Annotated in this window: 23 protein-coding genes; 14 read left to right on the forward strand and 9 right to left on the reverse strand. The window is 43.5% G+C overall.

The genetic code is table 11. The features are described 5' to 3' along the window. On the reverse strand, positions 1-437 hold a 437-nt coding region (locus tag P8O70_02115; GenBank protein MDG2195680.1), incomplete at its 3' end, for a molybdenum cofactor biosynthesis protein MoaE. Positions 438-439: 2 nt separating this feature from the next. Continuing rightward, positions 440-2,197 carry an arginine--tRNA ligase gene (argS, locus tag P8O70_02120; GenBank protein MDG2195681.1) on the reverse strand — a complete coding sequence of 586 codons (1,758 nt, stop codon included), beginning with the start codon at positions 2,195-2,197 and terminating at the stop codon, positions 440-442. A gap of 541 nt (positions 2,198-2,738) precedes the next feature. Between argS and P8O70_02125 the strand changes: the two genes are divergently transcribed. Together P8O70_02125 and galE are read left to right on the forward strand one after the other, a co-directional pair. Then, entirely contained in the window at positions 2,739-3,227 is a 489-nt protein-coding gene (locus tag P8O70_02125) for a VOC family protein (protein MDG2195682.1), read from the forward strand. Positions 3,228-3,231: 4 nt separating this feature from the next. Further along, the gene (galE, locus tag P8O70_02130) at positions 3,232-4,200 is read left to right on the forward strand and encodes a UDP-glucose 4-epimerase GalE (protein ID MDG2195683.1); all 969 of its coding nucleotides are present in this window, start codon (positions 3,232-3,234) and stop codon (positions 4,198-4,200) included. 72 nt (positions 4,201-4,272) lie between these two features. On the opposite strand, the gene P8O70_02135 is transcribed toward galE, so the two are convergent. After that, on the reverse strand, positions 4,273-4,932 hold the full coding sequence (locus tag P8O70_02135) for a helix-turn-helix transcriptional regulator (GenBank protein ID MDG2195684.1): 660 nt from the start codon (positions 4,930-4,932) through the stop codon (positions 4,273-4,275). A gap of 82 nt (positions 4,933-5,014) precedes the next feature. Between P8O70_02135 and P8O70_02140 the strand changes: the two genes are divergently transcribed. From P8O70_02140 to odhB, 4 genes are all read left to right on the forward strand, one after another. Beyond that, a complete protein-coding gene (locus P8O70_02140) occupies positions 5,015-5,605 on the forward strand; it encodes an alpha-ketoglutarate-dependent dioxygenase AlkB (protein MDG2195685.1) in 591 nt (196 codons plus the stop codon). An 18-nt stretch (positions 5,606-5,623) separates the two neighbouring features. Further along, positions 5,624-6,196 carry an NUDIX hydrolase gene (locus tag P8O70_02145; GenBank protein ID MDG2195686.1) on the forward strand — a complete coding sequence of 191 codons (573 nt, stop codon included), beginning with the start codon at positions 5,624-5,626 and terminating at the stop codon, positions 6,194-6,196. Between the two features lie 108 nt (positions 6,197-6,304). Beyond that, positions 6,305-9,031, forward strand: a complete 2,727-nt coding sequence (locus P8O70_02150) for a 2-oxoglutarate dehydrogenase E1 component (GenBank protein ID MDG2195687.1) — start codon at positions 6,305-6,307, stop codon at positions 9,029-9,031. A 37-nt stretch (positions 9,032-9,068) separates the two neighbouring features. Beyond that, complete coding sequence (gene odhB, locus P8O70_02155; protein ID MDG2195688.1) at positions 9,069-10,310, forward strand: 2-oxoglutarate dehydrogenase complex dihydrolipoyllysine-residue succinyltransferase; 1,242 nt, start codon at positions 9,069-9,071, stop codon at positions 10,308-10,310. Between the two features lie 69 nt (positions 10,311-10,379). On the opposite strand, the gene P8O70_02160 is transcribed toward odhB, so the two are convergent. Beyond that, on the reverse strand, positions 10,380-11,105 hold the full coding sequence (locus tag P8O70_02160) for a SapC family protein (protein MDG2195689.1): 726 nt from the start codon (positions 11,103-11,105) through the stop codon (positions 10,380-10,382). A 175-nt stretch (positions 11,106-11,280) separates the two neighbouring features. On the opposite strand from P8O70_02160, the gene P8O70_02165 reads away from it, so the two are divergent. Next, positions 11,281-11,736: a GNAT family N-acetyltransferase gene (locus P8O70_02165; protein MDG2195690.1), complete on the forward strand. Its 456-nt coding sequence runs from the start codon at positions 11,281-11,283 to the stop codon at positions 11,734-11,736. 319 nt (positions 11,737-12,055) lie between these two features. Here P8O70_02165 and P8O70_02170 read toward each other — a convergent pair whose 3' ends face one another. The 4 genes from P8O70_02170 to P8O70_02185 are packed head-to-tail and all read right to left on the reverse strand — an operon-like array spanning position 12,056 to position 14,340. Beyond that, the gene (locus P8O70_02170) at positions 12,056-12,373 is read right to left on the reverse strand and encodes an AEC family transporter (protein MDG2195691.1); all 318 of its coding nucleotides are present in this window, start codon (positions 12,371-12,373) and stop codon (positions 12,056-12,058) included. Further along, positions 12,370-12,555 (reverse strand): hypothetical protein, encoded by a 186-nt coding sequence (locus tag P8O70_02175; GenBank protein ID MDG2195692.1) that lies wholly within the window; start codon positions 12,553-12,555, stop codon positions 12,370-12,372. Before P8O70_02175 ends, P8O70_02170 begins: the two co-directional genes overlap by 4 nt. A 51-nt stretch (positions 12,556-12,606) precedes the next feature. Beyond that, the gene (locus P8O70_02180; protein ID MDG2195693.1) at positions 12,607-13,116 is read right to left on the reverse strand and encodes a hypothetical protein; all 510 of its coding nucleotides are present in this window, start codon (positions 13,114-13,116) and stop codon (positions 12,607-12,609) included. Positions 13,117-13,158: 42 nt separating this feature from the next. Continuing rightward, complete coding sequence (locus tag P8O70_02185; GenBank protein MDG2195694.1) at positions 13,159-14,340, reverse strand: class I SAM-dependent rRNA methyltransferase; 1,182 nt, start codon at positions 14,338-14,340, stop codon at positions 13,159-13,161. Positions 14,341-14,533: 193 nt separating this feature from the next. Here P8O70_02185 and P8O70_02190 point away from each other — a divergent pair, with 193 nt between their 5' ends. Beyond that, on the forward strand, positions 14,534-15,652 hold the full coding sequence (locus P8O70_02190; GenBank protein MDG2195695.1) for a phosphatase PAP2 family protein: 1,119 nt from the start codon (positions 14,534-14,536) through the stop codon (positions 15,650-15,652). After that, on the forward strand, positions 15,652-16,362 hold the full coding sequence (locus tag P8O70_02195; GenBank protein MDG2195696.1) for a hypothetical protein: 711 nt from the start codon (positions 15,652-15,654) through the stop codon (positions 16,360-16,362). Before P8O70_02190 ends, P8O70_02195 begins: the two co-directional genes overlap by 1 nt. A 188-nt stretch (positions 16,363-16,550) precedes the next feature. On the opposite strand, the gene P8O70_02200 is transcribed toward P8O70_02195, so the two are convergent. Next, positions 16,551-16,706, reverse strand: coding sequence for a hypothetical protein (locus tag P8O70_02200; GenBank protein ID MDG2195697.1), 156 nt, complete (start codon positions 16,704-16,706; stop codon positions 16,551-16,553). A 101-nt stretch (positions 16,707-16,807) separates the two neighbouring features. Between P8O70_02200 and P8O70_02205 the strand changes: the two genes are divergently transcribed. The 5 genes from P8O70_02205 to P8O70_02225 form a co-directional block, all read left to right on the forward strand. Then, on the forward strand, positions 16,808-18,172 hold the full coding sequence (locus P8O70_02205) for an aspartate aminotransferase family protein (protein MDG2195698.1): 1,365 nt from the start codon (positions 16,808-16,810) through the stop codon (positions 18,170-18,172). Between the two features lie 117 nt (positions 18,173-18,289). Further along, positions 18,290-19,372, forward strand: a complete 1,083-nt coding sequence (locus tag P8O70_02210; protein ID MDG2195699.1) for an extracellular solute-binding protein — start codon at positions 18,290-18,292, stop codon at positions 19,370-19,372. Between the two features lie 61 nt (positions 19,373-19,433). Next, positions 19,434-20,351, forward strand: a complete 918-nt coding sequence (locus P8O70_02215; protein MDG2195700.1) for an ABC transporter permease — start codon at positions 19,434-19,436, stop codon at positions 20,349-20,351. 53 nt (positions 20,352-20,404) lie between these two features. Beyond that, positions 20,405-21,202: an ABC transporter permease gene (locus tag P8O70_02220; protein MDG2195701.1), complete on the forward strand. Its 798-nt coding sequence runs from the start codon at positions 20,405-20,407 to the stop codon at positions 21,200-21,202. After that, positions 21,195-22,282 (forward strand): ABC transporter ATP-binding protein (locus P8O70_02225; protein MDG2195702.1); only part of this gene is annotated, 1,088 nt, incomplete at its 3' end. The genes P8O70_02220 and P8O70_02225, both read left to right, overlap by 8 nt.

The raw sequence follows: 22,282 nt of genomic DNA on the forward strand, positions 1-22,282 counted from the left end.
TTCAATTCTGCAACAGAGGATGCCTCACAACCTTCAACCCAGATCGCCTGTCCATTTGTGAAGTGTTCTTTCTTCCAAATTGGAACAGACTTTTTAACCGTATCAATAATGAATCTACTGGCTGCATAGGCGTCTTTTCGGTGTGAACTCGCTACCACAATACCAATGGAACAGTCGGAGATCCGCATCTTGCCAAATCTATGAATGACCTCCACATAATGCAGTTCCCAGCGGCTTTTTGCCTCCCCAACAATTTCAGCTATCTGCCTATGCGCCATGCTTTCGTGAGTTTCATATTCCAAAAATTCCACTGCCCTGCCTTCACTATGGTTACGAACATCGCCAGAAAATAGTAACACGGTACCAGCAGCAGCATTTTTCGCCCTAGCCAGTAAGCTGTTTAAATCAATTGTCTCTCTAGTAACTTGAGAAGCCATTCTCACATCCGTTCAGGGGGCTCAATTCCCAACAAATTTAATCCAGTTAATAACGTAGCCGCTACAGCAGAAAACAGGTTTAGTCGAGCCAGCTTTAGTTCCGTAGATTCAGCGTGCTTAACAGAACAACTGCTGTAACAACGACTAAAATCCTTGCATAATTCAAAGAGAGTCCTAGCAAGTAAGGATGGACGATATTGTTCTGCAGCTTGATAAACAATATCATTGAAATCAAACAATTTACGTATCAAAGCCTTTTCATGGGAATGCTTCAAAAGTTCAAAATCTATTTCAGCTTGTGGATCAAATTTCTCAAATTTGCGCACAATACTCTGTATTCGAACATATGCATAGATTAAATAAACGCCTGTATTCCCCTCTGAAACTAGCCAGTCCTTCAATGAGAAAGTGATCTGCTTGTTCGGATCTTGGTTGAGCATTCCATATTTGATTGCAGCAACCGCCACCTTACGAGTAGTAGATTCGATTTCACCATCAGACCAACTTTCTCTATGTGACTCGAGGTAGTTGATTCGCACAAAATCGCACATCTCCCGCTGTAGTTTCGAAAACAGAATTACGTTTCCTGCCCTTGAGCTCATCTTGCCTTCTGGCATTACTACTAAGGCATATGGCAGATGAAAACAATTGCTAGCCTGTTCATACCCCATTTTATTAAGTGTAGCGAAGACTTGCTGAAAATGAAGAGTTTGTTCAGCACCAACTACATAGATCGAACGTTCTATCCCAAATTCTTCGAACTTCCGCTTGGCGAGGGCCAGATCTTTGGTTGAATAGAGCGTATTTCCATCTGATTTCAGCAAAAGGAAAAAACCCAGCTTTTCATCGTTTAAATCAACACCAATCGCCCCATCGGATTTTTGAAAAAGACCGTCCTTGGCCCCTTGGATAACCAACTGCTTGCCCTCTTCATCAACTTCAGATTCATAAAAGACATGATCGAACTCTGTTCCCAGCCATTTGTAGATCTGCTCAAAATCCTCCAAGGACCAGTTTCTTGTCTCCTCCCAGATCTGAGTTATCTGGGGCTCTTTCTCTTCTAATTTAGCTAGTAAAGCGCTAATTTTCTTTTGAGTTTCTTCCTTCTCTGATCCAGTTTGCCCTTCCAAGGCCCAGGTTGATGCGGTGTAAAGTTCCCCCAGCCATTCCCCCTTATGGATATATGGAGGACTTTCGTTATTTTTTTCTTGGTAGAACCAGAGGCATTTAGCGATGTGAGTTCCAACATCACCTATGTAGTTGGCCGCGATAACTTGATAGCCATTATAGCGGAATAGCTGAACTAGACTATCTCCAAGGGCAACATTTCTACAATGGCCGACATGAAAACCCTTGTGGGTATTAGGCTGGGAAAACTCAATCATCATCTGAGTTTTCTGCTCTGAGGAGTTCTTTGAAAACCAATTCCCTTTATGGATTTCAGGTAACACCTGCTTGGCCATTTCGGATGAATTGACTTTTACATTCAGATAGGGCCCAAGCGAAGAAAAACTCTCAAAAAGTGAGGATTCGTAGAGATTTGCTTGAAGATCCAACATTAATTCATTGGCAATTTGCGCTGGGGCTTTTCTAAAAATTTTTGCAAGAGTAAAGCATGGAAAAGCGTAGTCACCCATTTCCTGCTGTGGAGGAGTCTCAATGAGCCCAACCAATGATTCCAAAGTACATTCGTAATCGGGTTGAAGTTTGAGCAGGGTTAGGTGGATACCCATTCCAAGACTTCGTACAAAAATATTCATGGTGGATCGTGATAGTAAGCAGAAAAAACAACAATAATGATCTAAAAAATTGCAGGAAAAAGGCAAGTTTGATCAATAGGAGACAAGGCAAGGAGGGGGGCGGATTGCACACGTCCAAGAGGCACCCCTCCCCTTTTCCGAGGCAATCCGCTAGAGGTCACCAACCATGGGGTTGATGACCAGAGAGCAGGTCCATTTCTGAGGAGCACCCCTCTCCTCAACTGGGCGACCCGCCCATAACCGCCCAAGTAGGCGGCTTAATTAATATTCAATCAATAAAAATTTTTTCCAGTGGTACTTGACTTTCGTTGATAATAGCAAGCTAGTTAGGAGTAATTAAATTTGATCTTCTTTTGTCACGCATAAATTGTTTATGTCAATACATTTTTTGAAGCTTTTCGGTTTCTGAGGTGGTTTACATCAAATTCATTATGAGCACAGAGACCTGCGTTTTTAAGAATTTTCAATAAATTTATGCGAAATTTAAATTGAATTCTTTTCGATAGCCCCACAAGCTCATCTGCTCAATTGGGAAATTAAAATGACTTTAGATAATTTCGAACCTGAACAACTTCCTGGTTTCCAATTTATTGATCATATAGCAATTGCTGTACTGCAAGGAACTTTAGATGCTCAAGTGAATGCCTATCGAAAGATGGGTTTTCGGGAAGTGCACAGAGAGGAGGTTCTAGGGAATGACCAAGTGAGGGAGGTTCTTTTGCAAGTAGGTAAGAGCCAGAACCTGATTCAGTTGCTGGAGCCTCTAAATGATAGTTCACCAGTGCAGAGGATGATTGATCGGCAAAATGGCAAAGGTGGCCTAGCACATGTGGGATTGAGAGTCAAAAGTGCTGAAGAGGCTTATCATTACATGTCTAAAAACGGATTTCGTTTGATTGATCCAGTTCCCCGGCCTGGATCTAGAGGTACAACGGTCTTTTTCGTACACCCAAAATCAAGAGATGATCAGCCTTTCGGAGTCCTTTACGAAATTGTCGAAGATTCGAATGATAATCTAGAACAAAATTGAATTTATGAGAATTATCGTTGTAGGTGGAGCTGGTTACATTGGTAGTCACGTAACAAAATCTTTGTTGGAAGCTGGCCACCAGCCAGTAGTTGTCGACAATCTGCAAAGTGGTAAAGCAGAAAATCTACTACCTGGAGTCCCCTTCGTACATGCTGATTTGAGAATTCCAGAGACTCTGCAGGGAGTCCTGAATGGATGTGAGGGATTAGTGCATCTTGCTGCATTGAAAGCAGCTGGAGATTCAATGACACAACCTGAAAAATATGTTAATCACAATATCTCGGGAACAATACAGCTTCTCAATGCGGCTACTGAATCAGGCGTTCGTTTTGTTATTTTTTCCTCAACCGCTGCAGTTTATGGGGATCCTCAATACATTCCGATGGATGAAGAACATCCCACAAAACCCAGCAACTTTTATGGCTACACAAAACTGGCAATTGAAGAACTGTTGAGTTGGTATGCTCAATTGAAAGGGGTTAGGTTTGCCTCACTCCGCTATTTCAATGCTGCTGGCTACGATCTTGACGGGAAGATCAAGGGATTGGAAAGCGAACCAAATAATTTATTACCTATCGTGATGGAGGCTGTCATCGGCAAAAGACCATTTGTTGAAGTTTTTGGGACTGACTACGAAACTCAAGATGGGAGTTGTATTAGAGATTACATCCACGTCAACGATTTGGCTGACGGACACGTCAGGGCTCTGGAATATTTGACTAGAGAAACTGATAATCCCATTCTGAATCTCGGAACGTCAAACGGGATGAGTGTGCTTGAGATTCTTGAGCACACCAAAAACCTTTCTCATACAAACTTTGATGTCAGGTTTGGTCCCAGAAGACCAGGAGATCCCGCAATCGTCCTTGCCAAGGCTACTAGAGCGAAAACTCTGCTGGGGTGGGAAGCGAAACGAAGCGACCCAAACACCTTAATAAACTCTATGCTCAATGCTTACAGGGCAACTCGCTAGATTTATTGTCAATTGACAATAAATCACAGAATAAATAATTTCGAAATTTCAGTATTCAGTTTATAGAATTTTCTAGAAAACTCGGCCAAACCAGATAGCTTTGCCAAGAATATCGAACGATTCACCACAATCACCTGAAAGTGTGATGGGTGGATAGTTGAGGTTATCACTGATGATTTGAATCAAGCCCTTTGGTTGACGCTGAAGACGTTTCACCATCAACATGTCATCCAAACGAATCACGTAGATCCCTTCACGAGCAAACACTGTCTGCTGTCGGTCGATCAGCAATAAGTCATTTTCCTCAAGGGTCGGTTCCATACTATCTCCTTCCACAGAAACCAATACCATCTGATCTGCGGATCTCCCAAGTTGCTGTCTTAACCAACGATCCTGAAAAGGCATTTGCTCCACAATCGTTTGATCCACTGTCCAACTTCCTCCCCCAGCGCTGACTTTGACGTCATACCTTGGAATATGTACAACCTCAGTTCCAAAGTCTTTTTTTGTCGAATCCAAGTACATTTTCCCAATTCCTCGTAGTAACCAGTCCAGACTGATAGAATATTTCTCAGAAAGTTGAATTAGGTAAGGAATGGTTGGTAGAATTCTGCCTTTGCAGACATCCGTTGCGAAGGATGGAGCCTTACCAGTCTCTCTGGAAAACAAACTGCGGTTTCCGGCTGCCACTTCTTCAATAACTTTTTGAAAACGAAATATTAAACCTTCCATAATTCCTCCAAGTAAGTTGAGAAAAAATTTGCATAATATGGAAAATTCATAAAATGAAAAGAAATTTTACTAAAATCTCGAAATGAGTTTTGAAATCATCGATATACCAGATGGGGATTTGACCTTTTCAAGAACTTGGCGAGAATCCGAGTCAGTGGATTGGATTGAGCGCTTGAAAAAAGAAATTGAATGGGAGCAACATCGAATCAAAATCTTTGGGAAATGGGTTGAGTGTCCAAGATTATCAGCTTGGTATGGTGATCCAGGGGCTGTGTACAGCTATTCAAATCTAAGTTTGAATCCTAAAGCTTGGACACCCACATTGCTGGAAGTTCGTAATCAGTTAGTTGAAACGATTGAGAGGCCATTCAACAGTGTACTATTAAACTTATATAGGAATGGGAATGATAGCATGGGTTGGCACAGTGATGATGAATGGGAAATGGGCGTAAATCCTGTGATTGCATCAATCAGTCTTGGAGGTTCCCGGATCATGAAATTTCGACATCGCTCTGATTCTGAAGTGTCCAACTTTGCACTTGAGCTCTCAACCGGATCACTTCTAATCATGGCGGGAACTACGCAAAAATTCTGGCAACATGAAATTCCTAAAACAAAAAAACTAGTCGGTGAACGGTTGAATTTAACATTTCGATTTGTTCAAGGCCGATAAATCATTTTGATTTGACTGATGCCTAACCTAAGTGATCCCCGACTAATTAAGTCTCAATGTAGTGATCTGCAACCCATTAAAATCCTCCATCAGAATCCATGGTTCTCTTTGAAATCAAGAGGAGACTTCTTTACGATTGAACCAAGCTTTGGCGTGGTGCTGATTCTGCCGGTTGTTGAGGGTAGCTCAATTGTGCTGGTTGAAGTAAAGCGACCCGTTCTAAATGATATGCATTCCATGGAAATTCCAGCTGGCGGTCTTGAGACAGGTGAGTCTCCACAGGATGGGGCCTTGAGAGAATTATATGAGGAGACAGGAATCAAAATTTCTGCAAATCAGCTCAAACAGCAGAGTCCACTTGCTCTTTCTCCGAGGGATCCCTGTCTAGCTTACATCTATGAAGCAGAAATCAGTATGGATGAATTTTTGGTGAGAGCCCACCACGATGAAGAAATCAGTCAAGTAAGACTCTTTAATTTTGCAGAAGTTCAAAGACTACTAGTCAGTGGTGAAATATATTTGGCTGGGATTGTGGGACTGTTAAGTCGCTTTTTGTTGAAAAATCTCTCTGCTATCAACAATTCGACCTGAAATAATCTTTTAAAAAATTTTGTATTTTCATTGCAACTATTCCCTGTTGGGCAAACTTTGAATTTCTTAAATATCTTTACATCTTGAGTTCCAAAAAAGGTAAATCTCATGGATAATTTTTCGTTTCTAGGCAACGGAGACATCGGCAATTTTGACCATCTGTTCGAACAGTTCTATCAGGATCCTGAATCGGTAGACGAAAGTTGGCGTCGTTTTTTTGAAGGTTTTGAGTTTTCAAAAGCAAATTACAACCAACAAGGCATTGACGCATCAATGCCTGAGGCTTTTCAGAAAGAAGTCAATGTACTCAATCTAATTGGAGCCTATCGTCAAAGAGGACATCTTTTCGCCAAGACAAATCCTATTCGGACGAGGAGACTACATGAACAACCAATTCAGTTAGAAAATTTCAACCTCAACGAGGGGGATTTCGAAACCGTTTTCCAAGCTGGCAGCAGGATTGGCTTAGGACCAACAACTTTGCGAGAAATTGTAGATTTTCTTGGAAAAACGTATTGTGGGTCAATCGGTGCCGAATATAAATTTGTTCGGACTCCACACGTAGTTGACTGGATTCAGTCTAGGGTTGAGCAGAATCGTAACCACACCATTTTCGACAAAGAAGAGAAGCAACAAATCTATGAAAAATTGATGAGAGCAGTCGATTTTGAAGCTTTTCTTCACACGAAGTTCGTAGGACAAAAACGATTCTCGCTTGAGGGTGCAGAAGCGATCATTCCAGCTCTAGAAACACTAGTTGAGGAAGGTGCCGTTCTGGGGGTTAAAGAATTTGTAATTGGTATGGCCCATCGTGGACGTCTAAATGTGTTAGCAAATATTCTGAACAAGAGTTACGAGAACATTTTTGCAGAATTTGAAGGGAAATCTTTCGGAGATTCCCACTTTGAAGGAGATGTGAAATACCACATGGGTTATTCGAGTGACCGAATTGCCCATAATGGTGAGAAAGTCCACTTGAGTCTCGCTCCAAATCCTTCCCACCTTGAAGCTGTAAACCCCGTTGTTGAAGGAATGGCTAGGGCCAAAATTGAAAAGCGCTACTCTGGAGATGAGAAGAAACTCGTCCCTATTCTCATTCATGGGGATGCTTCAATTGCAGGGCAAGGGATCATTTATGAGGTTCTTCAAATGTCCCAATTGGAAGGCTACAAGACAGGGGGAACCGTACATGTTGTACTCAACAACCAGGTAGGCTTTACGACCGACTATATTGAAAGTCGTTCCAGCACTTACTGTACTGATATCGCCAAAACAACGCTTTCACCGGTATTCCATGTCAATGGAGATGATATTGAGGCTGTAGTCCATACAATCGAAATGGCGCTGGAATTCCGTCAGCAGTTCCATCGGGATGTCTTTGTGGATATCCTTGCTTACCGCAAACACGGGCACAACGAAGGTGACGAACCACGCTTTACACAACCAACTCTTTACAAGTTGATTGGTAAGCACCCCAACCCAAAAATGATTTATCGTAATCGGCTGATTGATGAAGGTACTTTCAGTGGAGAAGAATTAGACGATATTGATCGTAATTTCAGAGAACAAATGAACTCCTCGCTGGAGCTCTCGCACCAAAGAGAACAACTAGAGCCCACCTCTTTCTTTGAAGGAGATTGGCAAGGGCTAAGATTAGCACAACAGGAAGAACACCAGAAATCGCCTGACACTGGTGTAGATCGGTCAAAACTCCATGAATTAGCAAAAAAACTGACAACACTCCCCGAGGATTGGAAGATTTTCCCGAAAATCCGAAATCTCTACAAAGATCGATCAAAGATGGTCAACGAAAGAGAGATTCTTGATTGGGGCATGGGTGAGCAACTAGCCTATGCTTCTCTACTTGACGAGGGAACTGGAATTAGAATCAGTGGTCAGGATGTTCGACGTGGCACATTCTCTCATAGACATGCAGTTGTCGTGGAAGAAGACGACACGAAGCATTTTCCTCTCATGCATCTCAGTAATTCCCAAGGATTGCTGAGTATTTATAATTCACATCTTTCCGAATATGGAGTCCTTGGCTTTGAGTATGGTTATGCTGTGTCATCACCTAAAGATCTGGTGATTTGGGAAGCGCAATTTGGTGATTTTGCTAATGGTGCTCAAATAATTATTGATCAATTTATTGCTTCTGCAGAAACAAAGTGGCAGCGGATGAATGGTTTGGTTCTCCAATTACCACATGGATATGAGGGCCAAGGTCCAGAGCACTCATCAGCAAGAATTGAAAGATTTATGACCTTGTGTGCCGACAACAACTTGTACATTCTGAACTGCACAACTCCGGCCAATCTATTTCATGCTCTTCGAAGGCAGACTGCACGTCCATTTCGAAAACCATTGGTGATCTTCACCCCAAAAAGTCTGCTGCGTCATCCAAAGTGTGTCAGTTCTCTAAATGATTTTGAAAAGGGCACCTGTTTTCAAGAAATTATTGATGATAATTATGCTGATCCAGCAAAGGTCAAAAGAGTCTTGTTTTGCAACGGAAAAATCTACTATGACCTTTTAGAGAGGCAGCATTCTGAAGCACGCAAAGATGTTGCTGTTGTGCGCCTAGAGCAGCTCTATCCAATGGCAACAGAACAGATCATGGAAATACGAAATCGTTACGTACAGACGCAGGAGTGGTTTTGGGTTCAGGAGGAGCCCGAAAATATGGGTGCGGCAGGATTCATGATGAGGAAATTTCCTGATCTGGGAAGCTCCTTGAAGTTGGTTTCGCGCAAAGAAAGCAGTAGTCCTTCAACCGGATTTTCCGTGATGCACAAAAAGCAACAAGAAGAATTAATTCATCGAGCGTTTGCTTAAATTCCTCAAATTATAATTCTAAGCTCAGAGATAAAGTATGTCCTTCGTTGAGATAAAGATCCCTAGCCCCGGAGAATCAATCACAGAGGTTACTATTGAAACCTGGCACAAGGCAGATGGAGAATTCGTTCAGGTTGATGAAATTTTATGCGAGATTGAAACTGACAAAGCAACGTTACCTATGCCCGCAGAGGTTGCGGGGACAGTTCAAATCATATTGCAAGAGGGGACTGACGCAAAAGTAGGAGACGTACTTTGTAAAATTGACACAGCTGGAGTACCAAGTGCTGATTCAAGCGGACCAACTATCCAATCATCAAATGCAGCGCCCGAGAAGGTAGCACAATCCAGAGTTGGGTATGCAGCTGGACATCCATCTCCTGCAGCGCAAAAGTTGATGAACGAAGCAGAGATCTCTGCTAACCAGATTCAAGGTTCTGGCCCAGGCAATCGAATTACAAAGCAGGATGTGGAACTAGCTAAAAATCAGCAGCCTCCACCCCTGAAAACTGAGTCCACAGCCGTTGTACCCTCCACCCAATCTAAATCTGATGGAGATACCGTTCCTAAGTCCTCCAGCAGGGAGCAGCGACGTGAAAAAATGTCTCGGCTGCGGACCAAACTTTCGGAACGCCTCGTAGCAGTGAAGAACGAAACCGCCATGCTGACAACCTTTAATGAGGTTGACATGAGTGCGATCTTCGCTATGAGAAAGGATTACAAGGACAAATTTGAAAAAAAATATGGGCAGCGTCTTGGTTTTATGGGCTTCTTCACCAAAGCTGTGAGCGAGGCTGTTCAAGATTTTCCCGCAGTGAATGCAATGATTGATGGCAATGAGATTGTTTATAGTGATTTCGTCGACATCGGCATCGCTGTAAGTGCTCCAAAAGGGTTAGTAGTCCCTGTCGTTCGCAATGCGGAAAGTATGAATATTCCACAAATTGAACTGGAGATTGGGAGACTTGCTAAGCGAGCAAGGGATAATAAGTTGAGCGTTGAAGAAATGACGGGAGGTACTTTCTCGATCACTAACGGTGGCGTCTTCGGGTCCATGCTTTCAACACCGATCATCAACCCTCCTCAAAGCGCCATTCTAGGGATGCATAACGTGGTGGAACGACCAGTAGCTTTAAACGGACAGGTAGTGATTCGTCCGGTTATGTACTTAGCTCTCAGTTACGATCATCGAATCATTGATGGGCGTGAATCTGTCAGTTTCCTATTCAAAGTGAAAGAATATCTCGAGAATCCTGCGAGGATACTTCTGGGAGTATGAAACTAAAGGAAGGATGATTTAGCGAAAAGATAGTCGGTACTTGCTAAGAGGCACCGACTACTCAAAGTATTAATTTGTTGCGGGAGGCACCTCCTCATCTCTTCGGAATTGAGCTAACCGATCCGCTTGTGGCAGAGAGGCCAAATGGGCATAAATTGCGGGAAGCGCGTTGCTTCTGCGCAATTTAAGAAAATCGTTGTCGCCAAGCTTGTTAAGATTTTCCTCGTTCACAAGATATAAGCCTCGAATCTGCTGGTTTTGGCCCATGTTTTGGAAGTTGAGATTCATTGAGGTAAACAGGTTCATGTCTTTCAATTCCTTGGAAACCTGGTGAGTGAACTGCTCCATTTGGTGTAACTCGGTCAGATACTTCCTGACATGTTCCATTGTCTCACTCAACTCCCCTTCTGCTGTGAACAAGGGATTCCCTTCCTCGGTTCCAACCAATTCACTTTCCTCATCAACACAAATTAGAAATTGATTGGGATCCTGGGTAGGTGCAAGGGTAAACGGATACCTGCGAATAGCAGCAGGAACATAGGGAACTAACCATTTTCCCTGATCATCAATATAAAGATTCTCCCCTTGCTGTAGCCCGAGCAAAGCAACAGGCCTGAATTCCTTTGAACTGGGCTCTTCTAAAAAGATGATTGAATAGTAAGCAGCAGCTCTGAAAAATTCTTTGAGAGCAATGGGAGCAATATGAAAATCTTTAGCAAAAAGGAAATTGTCTGTTCCCTTGACAAACAGATGGCTGTGATTTTCTTTTGTTACGGGTACAACTTTCTTAAACATGCGACTCCTGTGCATGGTTGGAAATGGATCAAAGAGACTCAGCCTTTCAATGGCTCGTCTTATCAAAATTACTAGACTTTGAACGTTACACTCAAGCCCACAATATAAAATCATTCAGGAATGGGTCAAGTTGACTGCTACTGAGCTAATTCATGTAAAAAATGAAAAGTCATCAATGTGGAAACGTTCAAGGGGTTGGATTCGCAATGGAAAAGACCCAACCAGTCTTGCAGAACTCGACAAGAGTTGTTTTAAGAAAGCTTGGCGAGAAGAGTCATTCAGCAAATTGATGAACCATTCGTGGTTTCGTGCTTGGACATGGCATACTGAAGCCAATTCAAAGGCTTTAGCATTTTTGATCATAGAAGATCAGCCTGATTTGTTCTCAATCCTCAGAGTTGGAGTAGTTCCAGATCACCAGCGGCAAGGAATCGGGAGAGAAATGATGGACTTCTTGATTCAGCTAGCTAGGAATGAGCAGGTTCCGAAAATTTTACTTGAAGTACATGAGTTCAATCTCGCAGCTCAGCACCTATACTTTGCCTCAGGTTTTCGTCAAATTCATCTAAAGAAAGGCTATTACCACGATCCCCCAGGAAATGCTCTGGTATTGAGCAAAGCAATCTCTTAGCTGGCTATCAACGTGGCTGGTGCCCCCTCAGTTTTCTCATAAAGCAATGGAGAAACCCAAGCCCTCCTTGAGGTAGAATAACCTATCAAAGCATTTTTTTCATTTCCAGAAACTGGCAGGATAGCTTTCCAATGCTAACCCTTCCTCATCAAAGTGAAGGGCACCCATATGAGTACCCCAAATTGAACTGAGAATTAATTTTTTTTTACTTTGATTTCCTCAACACATTCTTCGAAGACTTCATAATTCGAAAGTTCCTTCATTAGCGTAACGTGGAATTTGAGAATTCAGAACCTGACTGAAATATTTGCAGATAGGCCTATATTATAGAAAGGAGGATTGTCAGGGTAAACACGCCAAGTATTGTTGAGAGCAGGACAGAGGTTGTCACGAAATCAAGAACGAGATCGTTTTCAATGCCAATGATCTCAGCAAGGATTGCTGTCAGCATAGCTGCTTGCAAAATTCCAATGTTTTTTTCCTGTTTTCCCAATGGAAAAAGGAATGCCAAGCCAAACGCCAGCAATGGTGCTAATAGCAACCTAAGTCCACAAGCTATCCAGGTATCTAGGTTCAGCTCTAATTTCTCAACACTAGATAGTTGAACACCAAGGGTGACAATCATTGTTGGGATCATAGCTGTCCCAACAAACCTGTAAGCCGATCTACTGAGAGTGGAACTTCCCAGCCTGTCGCAGCAAAAATAGCTGCAAGGGGAAGTGTGAGAAGAGCTGGAGTTTTCAGCACGCTCGTAACTGCCAACAAACTACCTTTGCGAACCCATCCAGCCACCCCAACCACAGTGACAAATGAAGTCACTAGAATTGAAAGAAAATAGACAGTTGCTGGGACTTTCGATACGTCACCAAATCAAAAATCCAACAGAGACAGCCCAAAGTTCGCAACATTGCCAAAAATAGAAATCAATACAAAGGCGGTAATGACATCACGTGATCTTCCCAAAATTTTACCAACAATAACTGCCCCAATTGCTACCATTATATGGGTCAAAACACTATAGCCTACCATTGTCAACGTCATTGACAGAGGAACCGAAGATTGGCTGATAACATTGAAAACAAAGGCAGGGATTAAAATGAAGTAGGCATATCGAGTCATTGTTTTTGCCTTCATCCCAGCAATGGGCCTGTGAAATAACCGATGGCCACTAGTGCAAAAACTGGTAGAACAACATTCAAGAAGACTTAGAAAGTACCCAAGAACCAAATCATCTCCAGCAACAAGATCAATGTGATGAAAGCCGCAAGGACACTCTTGGAAAAATGAAACGGTAATTTCGACTGGGGATTTTTCAACATGATTAGTGAAGACTTGAACTGAGACAATTTGTAATGATTTCAATTCTTCAATGTTTTGCAAAATGCAAAATGAGAGGGCCTTTTCAATAGTTTGCTTACTGGATTAAGAGCACTTTTGAAGAAGTAAACCTTTCAGATACTCACATTCTGGAAAAGATAGTAATTGCGGATGATCTTGATCTGCTGAAAAGTTATCAAGAATCGAAAAGTCTTGTCGGGCATCCTCTGCACTACTTGCCAAAATCTTTTTGAATAATTCTGGACTGATCGCACTTGAGCAACTAAATGTGGCCAATAATCCTCCTGCATTCAGAAGTTTCATAGCAAGCAAATTGATGTCTTTGTAGGCTCGTGAAGCTTTTTCAACATTCTGCTTTGTGGGGGCAAACTTCGGTGGATCAAGAATAATTAAGTCAAAATTCCGTCCTTGATCTCGAAATTTTCTAAGAGACATAAAGACATCTGCTTCTATCCACTCGGTGTTTTCTTCTGGCAGCCCATTTGTTTTGGTATTCAATTTTGCCATTTGCAACGCTTGTCCAGAGCTATCAATGGAAGTTACAAACTTTGCCCCCCCACGTAATGCATTTAGACTGAATCCACCCGTATAACAAAAACAGTTTAGGACCTCTTTGTTGTTTGAAATTTCTTGAATCTTGGCTCGGTTAGCTCGCTGATCTAGGTAAAATCCTGTTTTTTGGCCATTTTCAACATCAATGTAATAATCAAGCCCATGTTCCTGAATCACAAAATTGGGGGGCAACTCTCCCAGAATTGCGCCACACTTTCTTTCAAGTCCTTCTAATCTTCGCACCTCTGTATCAGACCTCTCAAAAACACACTCTAATCCTGTTAGATCTATCAATTGTTGAATCAAGATCTCTCTCCAGTATTCCATGCCGACAGATAAGATTTGTAGCACCAAGACCTGATCATATTGATCAACGATGAGACCTGGTAAACCATCAGCTTCACTATGTACAAGACGTTTTGCATTACTGGCGAGATTGCTGGAACTACGATAGGATAAAGCCCTCTGCAATCGAGAATGGATAAAATTATCATCAATTTTATCCTGTTCATTAAAGCTCCAAAAACGTAATCGAATTTGAGATTTTGGACTCCATGCAGCATATCCTAAGAATTTTCCTGATGATGTTTCCACTCTGACGGTTTGACCTGGGAGATTTGCATCCGATTCAGATTCCAAAGCACCAGAGAACAACCATGGGTGTCGTCGATGAACAGATTTTTCACGGCCTGGGTTCAGACGAATAACAGGAATGGAAGTTGATTTGGGTTTCATGAATTTTTATGAAAAGTGATTGTCGTTTGCTTTAATCAGGAACAAATCCCCAAAAATTGCACCAATGAATCAAAAAATCTTCAGTCATTGATTGGAATAGTGGCTTAGGAAGCAAAAATCTTGGGTGCTTGAATCACCTGAAATCTTCACGCATTGATTACGCAAATTTGGAATGGATCCCCAACGTAAGCGATATTACTGGATTGGAGCAATCCTACTAACACTGTGGTTAGCAGTATGGCTTACAGCCACTCTGGTCTGGAACCGGCTTGATGCAGACAGATTGATCATACGTCAGATATGGTCATCAGAAACAGGATGGTCACTCGGCGATGCCCAGCCTTGGCGTTTCCTCTATGAATTCGGAACGATTCCAGCCTTTGCACTTACCTTTATTAGTCTACTTGCTTGGTATCGCTCCCTCCAATCACCAAAATGGATCCGCTTTCGTCGCTATTTTCTGCTCTACAGCTTAACCTCAATTGTAGGGGCAGGCCTAATCGTTAATGCACTTTTAAAAGAATACACTGGGAGACCTCGTCCTAGAGAGGTCGTAGAATTTGGGGGTAATTGGGAATATCGGGCTGCTTTGGAACTAGGCATACCAGGCCAGGGTCAGTCCTTTCCATGTGGACACTGCACAATGGGATTCATCTTTGCCTCCGGTGTAATGTTCTGGAACTACTCTCATCCAGTAGCCATTGGATCTTTGGCACTGGGGTTAGGTTATGGCACGCTGATGAGCACAGCCAGACTCCTCCAAGGTGCTCACTTTGTAAGTGATGCTTTTTGGTCTTTAGGGGTGATGGGCGCTACGTTTATCTGCTTTTACTTTTTCGTCCTTCAACCTCCACTATCTGATAGTGTTCTTGTTAGAAAAATTAGCAATCGAACTAAATGGCGCTTACGAATAGGTATAGCTGCTTGCCTGATTTTGATAACGGTCCTCTATTCAACACGACGCCCTTTTTTTAAGGAACATCAAAGAATTGTAAGTTTGCCCTTGGAAGCTCAGCACATTGAGCTTGTCACGAATGTTCCGGCTGAAGATTGGGAGGTTGATTTTACAAATGTTGATCACCTGATCATGGATCTCCAGGCAAATGGCTTTGCCTTTCCTGCATCACAACATGATCTTGATGTTGGTACTGAACTGTCTTCTGAAGGAATCATGCAGATCCTCGTGAACAGTAAAACGTTTGGTTACTTTCCTGAACTGCAAGAAGGAGTTACCTTGAAAGTCCCCGTGCGTTTTCAGCACCGTCTATCTCTGACTCCCCTACCCCCTTGATGCATCGACTTATCCAAATCCTGGTAGTTGATTCGATCCGTGACCTGATTCGCTACAAATCTTTTTTTCTGCTGGTGGCTCTTCTCCTAATAGCTGATAGAGCCCTGCGCAGTTATGCGAAGATTTGTCCGGAAGGTTTTGAATTTCCAAGCTCAAGGGAACTCGGGATTGCTGCTGATTGGCTGTTCCTACAAGCTCCAAATTTGGTTAGTGAATGGCTTTTGGACTGGCGAACTCTGCTGGTTGGTGGATGCCTGTTTGCTGCGAAACAATTGACTTCAATGTGGCCAACCATGGATATGCGTAAAATGCATCGTTCAGAAGGAGGACGGTGGCGCATTTTGAAATCACTACAAAGCTTGCGTTGGTCTCAGTTCGTCTGGGATGCTTGTGCCGTAGGAATTGTATTTGGTATTGGAGGGGTTTGGGCTGGACCTGGTTGGATAATTGGTCGGGAAATTTGGATACAGAGTAGCTCACCCTTCAGCCTTTTTCTCCCAGTAGGAATGGTGGGAGTTGTTTGGCCCTTAGGAATGGCAGGATTCTCATATTCCTCAAAACTAGCGGTCTTGAGCAATGGCTTTCCAACCAAATTGAAGCTTTTTTCAGAACTTCTGAAGAGTAGACGAGTTTTTTGCTACTCTTGGCTCTTCTATCTCGCAAGAATCCTAATCTCTTTACTCTTTGTTTTGTTGATTCCAATTCTTTAACTACTGACAGTGGAAAACTTCTTTCTTCGAATTTTGATCGCCTCCATTTCTGCCGCTCCCGCTTACTCCTATGTAAAAATGGCTTCATTCAAATTCTTCCTTGAAGTCTACCGTCCCTACCCTGAAGTGGTTACAGAATACCAGAGTTACTACTCTCGACAGTTTGGATGAAGAGCCTCGTGTTCAAATTATTTACCTATCTCGCAAAAACCTCTTCTATTGAAGAACAGATATCCCATGCTTGTTTGGGCACTTAGATTTTCTGTTAAAAGACCATCATGCCAAAAGCGATTGTCTCGTTGAATTTCTACCAAAGATTCTTTTAGCTTTTCAAATTCAGCCATCTTGCTGTTTTTTTAGAAAAGGATAAGTTGACAACGCTCAGAAATTAGCTGCTTTCTATAGCCTAACACTGTGCCCTCACTCTTTATCATTAGGATTTTGAATGCTTCACAGTACCACTGAATGGCAAAGTCTTGATTCCCGCCACTTCATGCATCCCTTCACAGACACCAAGGATCTGGGGCACAAGGGAACTAGAGTCATAACCAGGGCAGAGGGTGTTTATCTCTGGGATTCAGAAGGGAACCAAATCATTGATGGAATGGCTGGCTTGTGGTGTGTGAATGTTGGATACGGCCGAGAAGAGCTTGCAAAAGCTGCTTATGAACAATTGCAACAGCTTCCTTACTATAATAGCTTCTTTCAATGTACCCACCCTCCAGCTATTGAACTTTCAGAGAAGCTTGCGGAAATCAGCCCCCCTCAGTTCAATCATGTCTTTTTTGTCAACTCCGGATCTGAGGCCAATGACACTGTCCTGCGGATGGTTCGCAACTATTGGAAGCTTTTGGGACAGCCCCAGAAGCGAGTTCTGATTAGCAGAATCAATGGTTATCATGGAAGTACCGTCGCAGGAGCGAGCCTAGGTGGTCAGAAGTTTATTCATGAGATTGATGATCTGCCTATTCCTGACATTGTCCACATCGAACAACCATATTGGTACCAAAACGGTGGCGAACTCTCTCCATCACAATATGGAATTTTAGCTGCTCAGGAACTTGAAAAGAAAATCAATGAAATCGGTATTGAGCGTGTAGCTGCTTTCATTGGGGAACCAATTCAAGGTGCTGGGGGCGTGATAGTCCCTCCAGAGACATATTGGTCTGAAATACAGCGGATTTGTGACAAGTACGGAATTCTTCTAATAGCAGATGAAGTGATCTGTGGCTTCGGCAGAACCGGGCATTGGTTTGGTTCAGAATATTTTAATATTAAACCTGACCTGATGCCAATCGCCAAAGGGCTTTCCTCTGGATATCTTCCGATTGGAGGTGTAATGGTTTCTGACCGAATTGCTGATGTCATCATTGGCAAAGGTAAGGAATTTGCCCACGGCTTTACGTATTCTGGTCATCCTGCTGCATGCGTCGTAGCCTCGAGAAATCTTGAAATCATCGAACGAGAGGGTCTGTTAGAAAAAGTCCAAAATGACACTGGGCCCTACCTTCGTCAACTTTGGGAGCGGTTCAATGAACACCCCTTGGTTGGAGAAGTGAGGATTGTGGGTTTACTTGGGGCAATCGAGTTAGTTGATGACAAGTCTTCAAGACGTTTTTTTAAGGAACGTGGGAAAGTGGGTGAACGCTGCAGGGATCTCTGTCTACAAAACGGTTTGGTGATGAGGGCAGTGCAAGATACTATGATCCTTTCTCCACCCCTCGTTGCCACAAGGGGACACCTGGATGAGATTTACGAAAAAGCGTCCAAAACACTAAATCAGTTGGCACAAGAACTCGGACGCTGCTGATTAGTTTTTTCCAAGGGGCTCACTGTAATGTGGAGTGAGGTTTAATTCCATCTGCGCCGCTCTAAAGTTTGTCCCCTTATGGCGCATTTTTGCTGAACCCAAAGCTGGAGCAGTTATATGAAAATGAATCCAAAAAATAACTCTCGACCTTCTCGCCGTCATTTCTTGCGAGGACTTGGTGCAGTGGCAGCAGGTTTGACTTTCTTGCCACGTGAAGGCTGGAGTGCAGAAGAAAAAAAACTCAACTTTTACAATTGGGATACCTATATCGGCGAAACGACCCTGGATGATTTCCGTAATGCTAGTGGAATTGAAGTTAGCATGGATCTGTTTGCTGACAATGATGAATTATTTGCCAAGCTCAAAGAAGGCAATCCCGGTTACGACGTGATCGTACCATCGAACGACTTTGTTGAACGGATGATCCGCGCAAATATGCTGATCAAACTTGATCACTCCAAAATTCCTAACTTCAAGAACGTAGACAAAACCTTTCGAGACGCAGCATTCGATCCCAAACGGGCCTACAGCATGCCTTATATGTGGGGGACGATTGGGATTGGGTACCGCAAGTCAAAGGTATCGAAAATACCAGACAGCTGGTCGACTCTCTTTGCATCCAGGGAATATTCAGGAAGAATCGCTGTGCTCAATAGCCCATCTGAGACAATTCCTGTTGCCATGAAGTACCTCGGTCATTCATTAAACACCACTGATCCTGCAATCGTTAAGGCTGTTGAAGATTTGATGATCAAGCAGAAGAAACACATTAAGGTTTTTGCTGAGGATAATGGGCAAGACTTGCTGCTTTCTGGCGAGGTTGATCTAACGATGGAGTACAATGGCGACATCATTCAAGTGCAAGAGGAAGATGACGATATCGCCTATATCGTTCCCAAGGAAGGAACGCTCCTCTGGGAAGATTGTCTCTGTATTCCAAAAGGGGCCCCACATCCTGAAAATGCTCACGCATTTATGAACTATCTGCTGGATGGAGACGCTGGCGCACTAATCGCTGATTTCATCCAGTATGCGACACCGAATTCGGTCGCTAAAGCAAAGCTCGGAGATGAATACCGAAATAACCCAGCTATCTTCCCCACAGACGATGTCTTAGGACGAAGCGAGTCTTCAAAATACCGTGGAGAATCGATGCAACGCCTTTTCGACGAGGCTTGGACACGCATCTCCGCCGCTTAAATCTTCCCAAAGGCCCGGATAAAGCTGGGCCTACCTTTCAAACTAATTCTTCTACATTTCAGTGGATTACTGGCGGAAATCACCCAAGGTTTTCTGGTCCTTTGGGATACCCCCCACAATCTGGCTTTTTGCCTTCTTCCTTGCGCCACTTTTTCTGGTATGGGGGCTCAGCTTTGGTGAGAAACAAGGCATCATTGAGGTGGCCATCACAGGCACGCTCGAAAACTATTCAAGGGCAGTTCAGCCGCTTTACTTACAGATATTTCTCAAATCTTTCTGGTATGCAGGCCTAACTACTTTCTTCTGCTTGGTGATTTCTTTTCCAATTGCCCTGGCAATCACATTTGCTCCAGAGCGGTGGAAGCCAATTTTACTGCTTCTTGTGATCCTTCCCTTTTGGACCAACCTACTGATCCGAACATACGCATTGATTGCAGTTCTAAGAACTAACGGCTACCTAAATGATTTGTTAGAACTTATTTGGCTATCTGCTGATAGTGGGCTAAGGATACTTGGATTGGGAGATTGGAATCTCTTTGGTGAGAAATTCAATCGTTTTGAATTACTTTACAACAACTTCGCTGTTGTCTATGGGCTGGTCTATGTTCACCTTCCATTCATGGTTTTACCACTTTACGCAGCTTTAGACCGGATGGATAGAAGTTACATTGAGGCGAGCCTTGACTTGGGTGCCGGGCAATGGCGGACCTTTTGTTCCGTAATTGTTCCACTGGCATTCCCTGGAATCATCTCTGGAGTGATTATTACCTTCATTCCCGCTTTAGGTTCATACCTTACTCCGGACCTATTGGGAGGCACAGACAGTCAAATGATAGCAAATGTGATCGAGCGACAGTTCAAATCCGCCAACGATTGGCCTTTTGGTGCTGCGCTCTCCTTCTTGCTAATGTATCTAACATTCTTCGCACTAGCTGTGAGAGCTCTTTTAACACGTCACAATGAAAAAGGGCTGAGGTGAGTGTTCATTCAACCAACCCAATTAGACCGCTGGATTATACTCGACGCACATGGATGAGGCTAGTTTTACTTGGAACCTTCATTTTTCTGTATGCTCCGATAGTCACACTTGTTGCCTTTAGCTTCAACGATAGCCGTCGCAACATTGTTTGGCGAGGATTCACTTTCAAGTACTACGAAAAGGCTTGGAACAACTCCTCCTTAGTAGAATCGTTTGCCAACTCACTGACAATTGCCTTCCTGAGTACCCTAATCAGCGTGGTGCTAGGAACGATGACTGCCATATTGCTCTGGCGCTTCCGTTTTCCAGGAAAAGCGGGTTATGAAGGAGCCATGTCCTTGCCGATTGTAATCCCCGAAATTTGTATGGGCGTCGCCATGATGGCTTTCTTTTCTCGCATTGGCTGGCCGTCCGGTCTTCCATGGCCTCTCAATTTGGGTGCAATCACCATTGCTCACATCTCCTTCAGTTTTCCATTTGTGACCGTGGTGGTTCGAGCTAGGTTAGCAAGCTTCAATCGTGAATTAGAAGAGGCTGCGAAGGACCTAGGAGCTGGAGAGTGGCATGCGTTCAAAGACATCCTCATCCCTCATATGCGTCCAGGTCTGATTGCTGGAGCCCTATTGGCATTTACGCTCTCACTTGATGATTTTGTCATCACCTTCTTTACCTCTGGTCCTGACACCATTACCTTCCCAATCAAGATCTACTCGATGATCCGCTTCTCTGTAACACCTGAAGTTAATGCTGCCTCAGCGGTCTTGATTGCCATCACCCTCGTAATGACTACCTTTGCATTGTGGTTTCAAAGCCGCAGCAGGGGTCAATCTGGGGGTGCAGCTCATGGCTGATCGGCCCGTCATCCTACAGATCAAGCAAGTCGTTAAGAGCTTCGGCAATGTCCATGCTGTCAACGGGGTGAACCTAAATATTCATGAAGGAGAGTTTTTTGCCCTACTGGGACCATCAGGTTGTGGAAAGACGACACTTTTACGAATGCTGGCAGGCTTCGAATTTCCATCTGAAGGAAGTATCAAGATTGATGGGAAAGAGACCAGAGACATTCCCCCGAACCAGCGTCCAGTCAATATGGTATTTCAGTCCTACGCTGTGTTTCCACACATGAATGTCTTTGACAATGTGGCTTATGGATTGAAAGTAGCTAAAACACCGCATGAGGAAGTTAAGGAGCGAGTGCAGGACGCCTTGGCATTAGTGAAATTGGATGGCTATGACTTACGCAAACCCGATCAGTTGTCAGGCGGGCAGCGTCAACGTGTTGCATTAGCCCGTGCGCTAGTAAAGCGGCCCAGAGTTCTTCTATTGGATGAACCTCTCTCTGCACTTGACGCAAAGCTGAGAGAAGCAATGCAACTGGAGTTGGTGAAGTTGCAGAAAGCTGTAGGCATCACATTTGTGATCGTCACTCATGATCAGGAGGAAGCTCTGTCGATGGCTGACCGAATTGCCGTAATGGAAAATGGGATGGTAAGACAGGTCGCACCTCCTGGAGAACTATATGAGTCTCCTAATTGCAGGTTCGTTGCAGACTTTATTGGCAGGATGAACTTGTTTTCAGGAATTGTTGAAGGTCATGAAGATTGGGGTGGACTAATCGTGAAGACTGAGCTTCTTGGCAAACTGACGATTCCTCACTTTGAGAGAGTGAGTGGTAAGCTTCACCTCGCCGTTCGACCAGAGAAGCTTAGAATCTCAAGCGAGATTCTTCCGTCTTCTCACTTTTCTTTTCCTGGAGAAGTCGATGCGATCGTGTACCATGGAAGTGAGAGCCATATCTACCTGAAGACGGATGCTGGTCCTTTTTTATGTGCAACACTCACGAACCGCAGCCGAAGTTCCATCCGTCCAAAAAAAGGCGAGGGACTTTGGATTGGGTGGGCTCCTGAAGATACTCTAGTTATATCAGAGTG

This window comes from SAR324 cluster bacterium (genome assembly GCA_029245725.1).
In the GTDB taxonomy this organism is placed as follows: Bacteria; SAR324; SAR324; order SAR324; family NAC60-12; genus JCVI-SCAAA005.

Coding starts and splice junctions, on each gene's coding strand:
- P8O70_02210 (MDG2195699.1), top strand. CDS start 18,290: ATGAAAATGAATCCAAAAAATAACTCTCGACCTTCTCGCCGTCATTTC.
- P8O70_02195 (MDG2195696.1), top strand. CDS start 15,652: ATGCATCGACTTATCCAAATCCTGGTAGTTGATTCGATCCGTGACCTG.
- odhB (MDG2195688.1), top strand. CDS start 9,069: ATGTCCTTCGTTGAGATAAAGATCCCTAGCCCCGGAGAATCAATCACA.
- P8O70_02200 (MDG2195697.1), bottom strand. CDS start 16,706: ATGGCTGAATTTGAAAAGCTAAAAGAATCTTTGGTAGAAATTCAACGA.
- galE (MDG2195683.1), top strand. CDS start 3,232: ATGAGAATTATCGTTGTAGGTGGAGCTGGTTACATTGGTAGTCACGTA.
- P8O70_02205 (MDG2195698.1), top strand. CDS start 16,808: ATGCTTCACAGTACCACTGAATGGCAAAGTCTTGATTCCCGCCACTTC.
- P8O70_02165 (MDG2195690.1), top strand. CDS start 11,281: ATGTGGAAACGTTCAAGGGGTTGGATTCGCAATGGAAAAGACCCAACC.
- P8O70_02125 (MDG2195682.1), top strand. CDS start 2,739: ATGACTTTAGATAATTTCGAACCTGAACAACTTCCTGGTTTCCAATTT.
- P8O70_02220 (MDG2195701.1), top strand. CDS start 20,405: ATGAGGCTAGTTTTACTTGGAACCTTCATTTTTCTGTATGCTCCGATA.
- P8O70_02145 (MDG2195686.1), top strand. CDS start 5,624: ATGCCTAACCTAAGTGATCCCCGACTAATTAAGTCTCAATGTAGTGAT.
- P8O70_02135 (MDG2195684.1), bottom strand. CDS start 4,932: ATGGAAGGTTTAATATTTCGTTTTCAAAAAGTTATTGAAGAAGTGGCA.
- P8O70_02190 (MDG2195695.1), top strand. CDS start 14,534: ATGGATCCCCAACGTAAGCGATATTACTGGATTGGAGCAATCCTACTA.
- P8O70_02140 (MDG2195685.1), top strand. CDS start 5,015: ATGAGTTTTGAAATCATCGATATACCAGATGGGGATTTGACCTTTTCA.
- P8O70_02150 (MDG2195687.1), top strand. CDS start 6,305: ATGGATAATTTTTCGTTTCTAGGCAACGGAGACATCGGCAATTTTGAC.
- P8O70_02160 (MDG2195689.1), bottom strand. CDS start 11,105: ATGTTTAAGAAAGTTGTACCCGTAACAAAAGAAAATCACAGCCATCTG.
- P8O70_02170 (MDG2195691.1), bottom strand. CDS start 12,373: ATGATCCCAACAATGATTGTCACCCTTGGTGTTCAACTATCTAGTGTT.
- argS (MDG2195681.1), bottom strand. CDS start 2,197: ATGAATATTTTTGTACGAAGTCTTGGAATGGGTATCCACCTAACCCTG.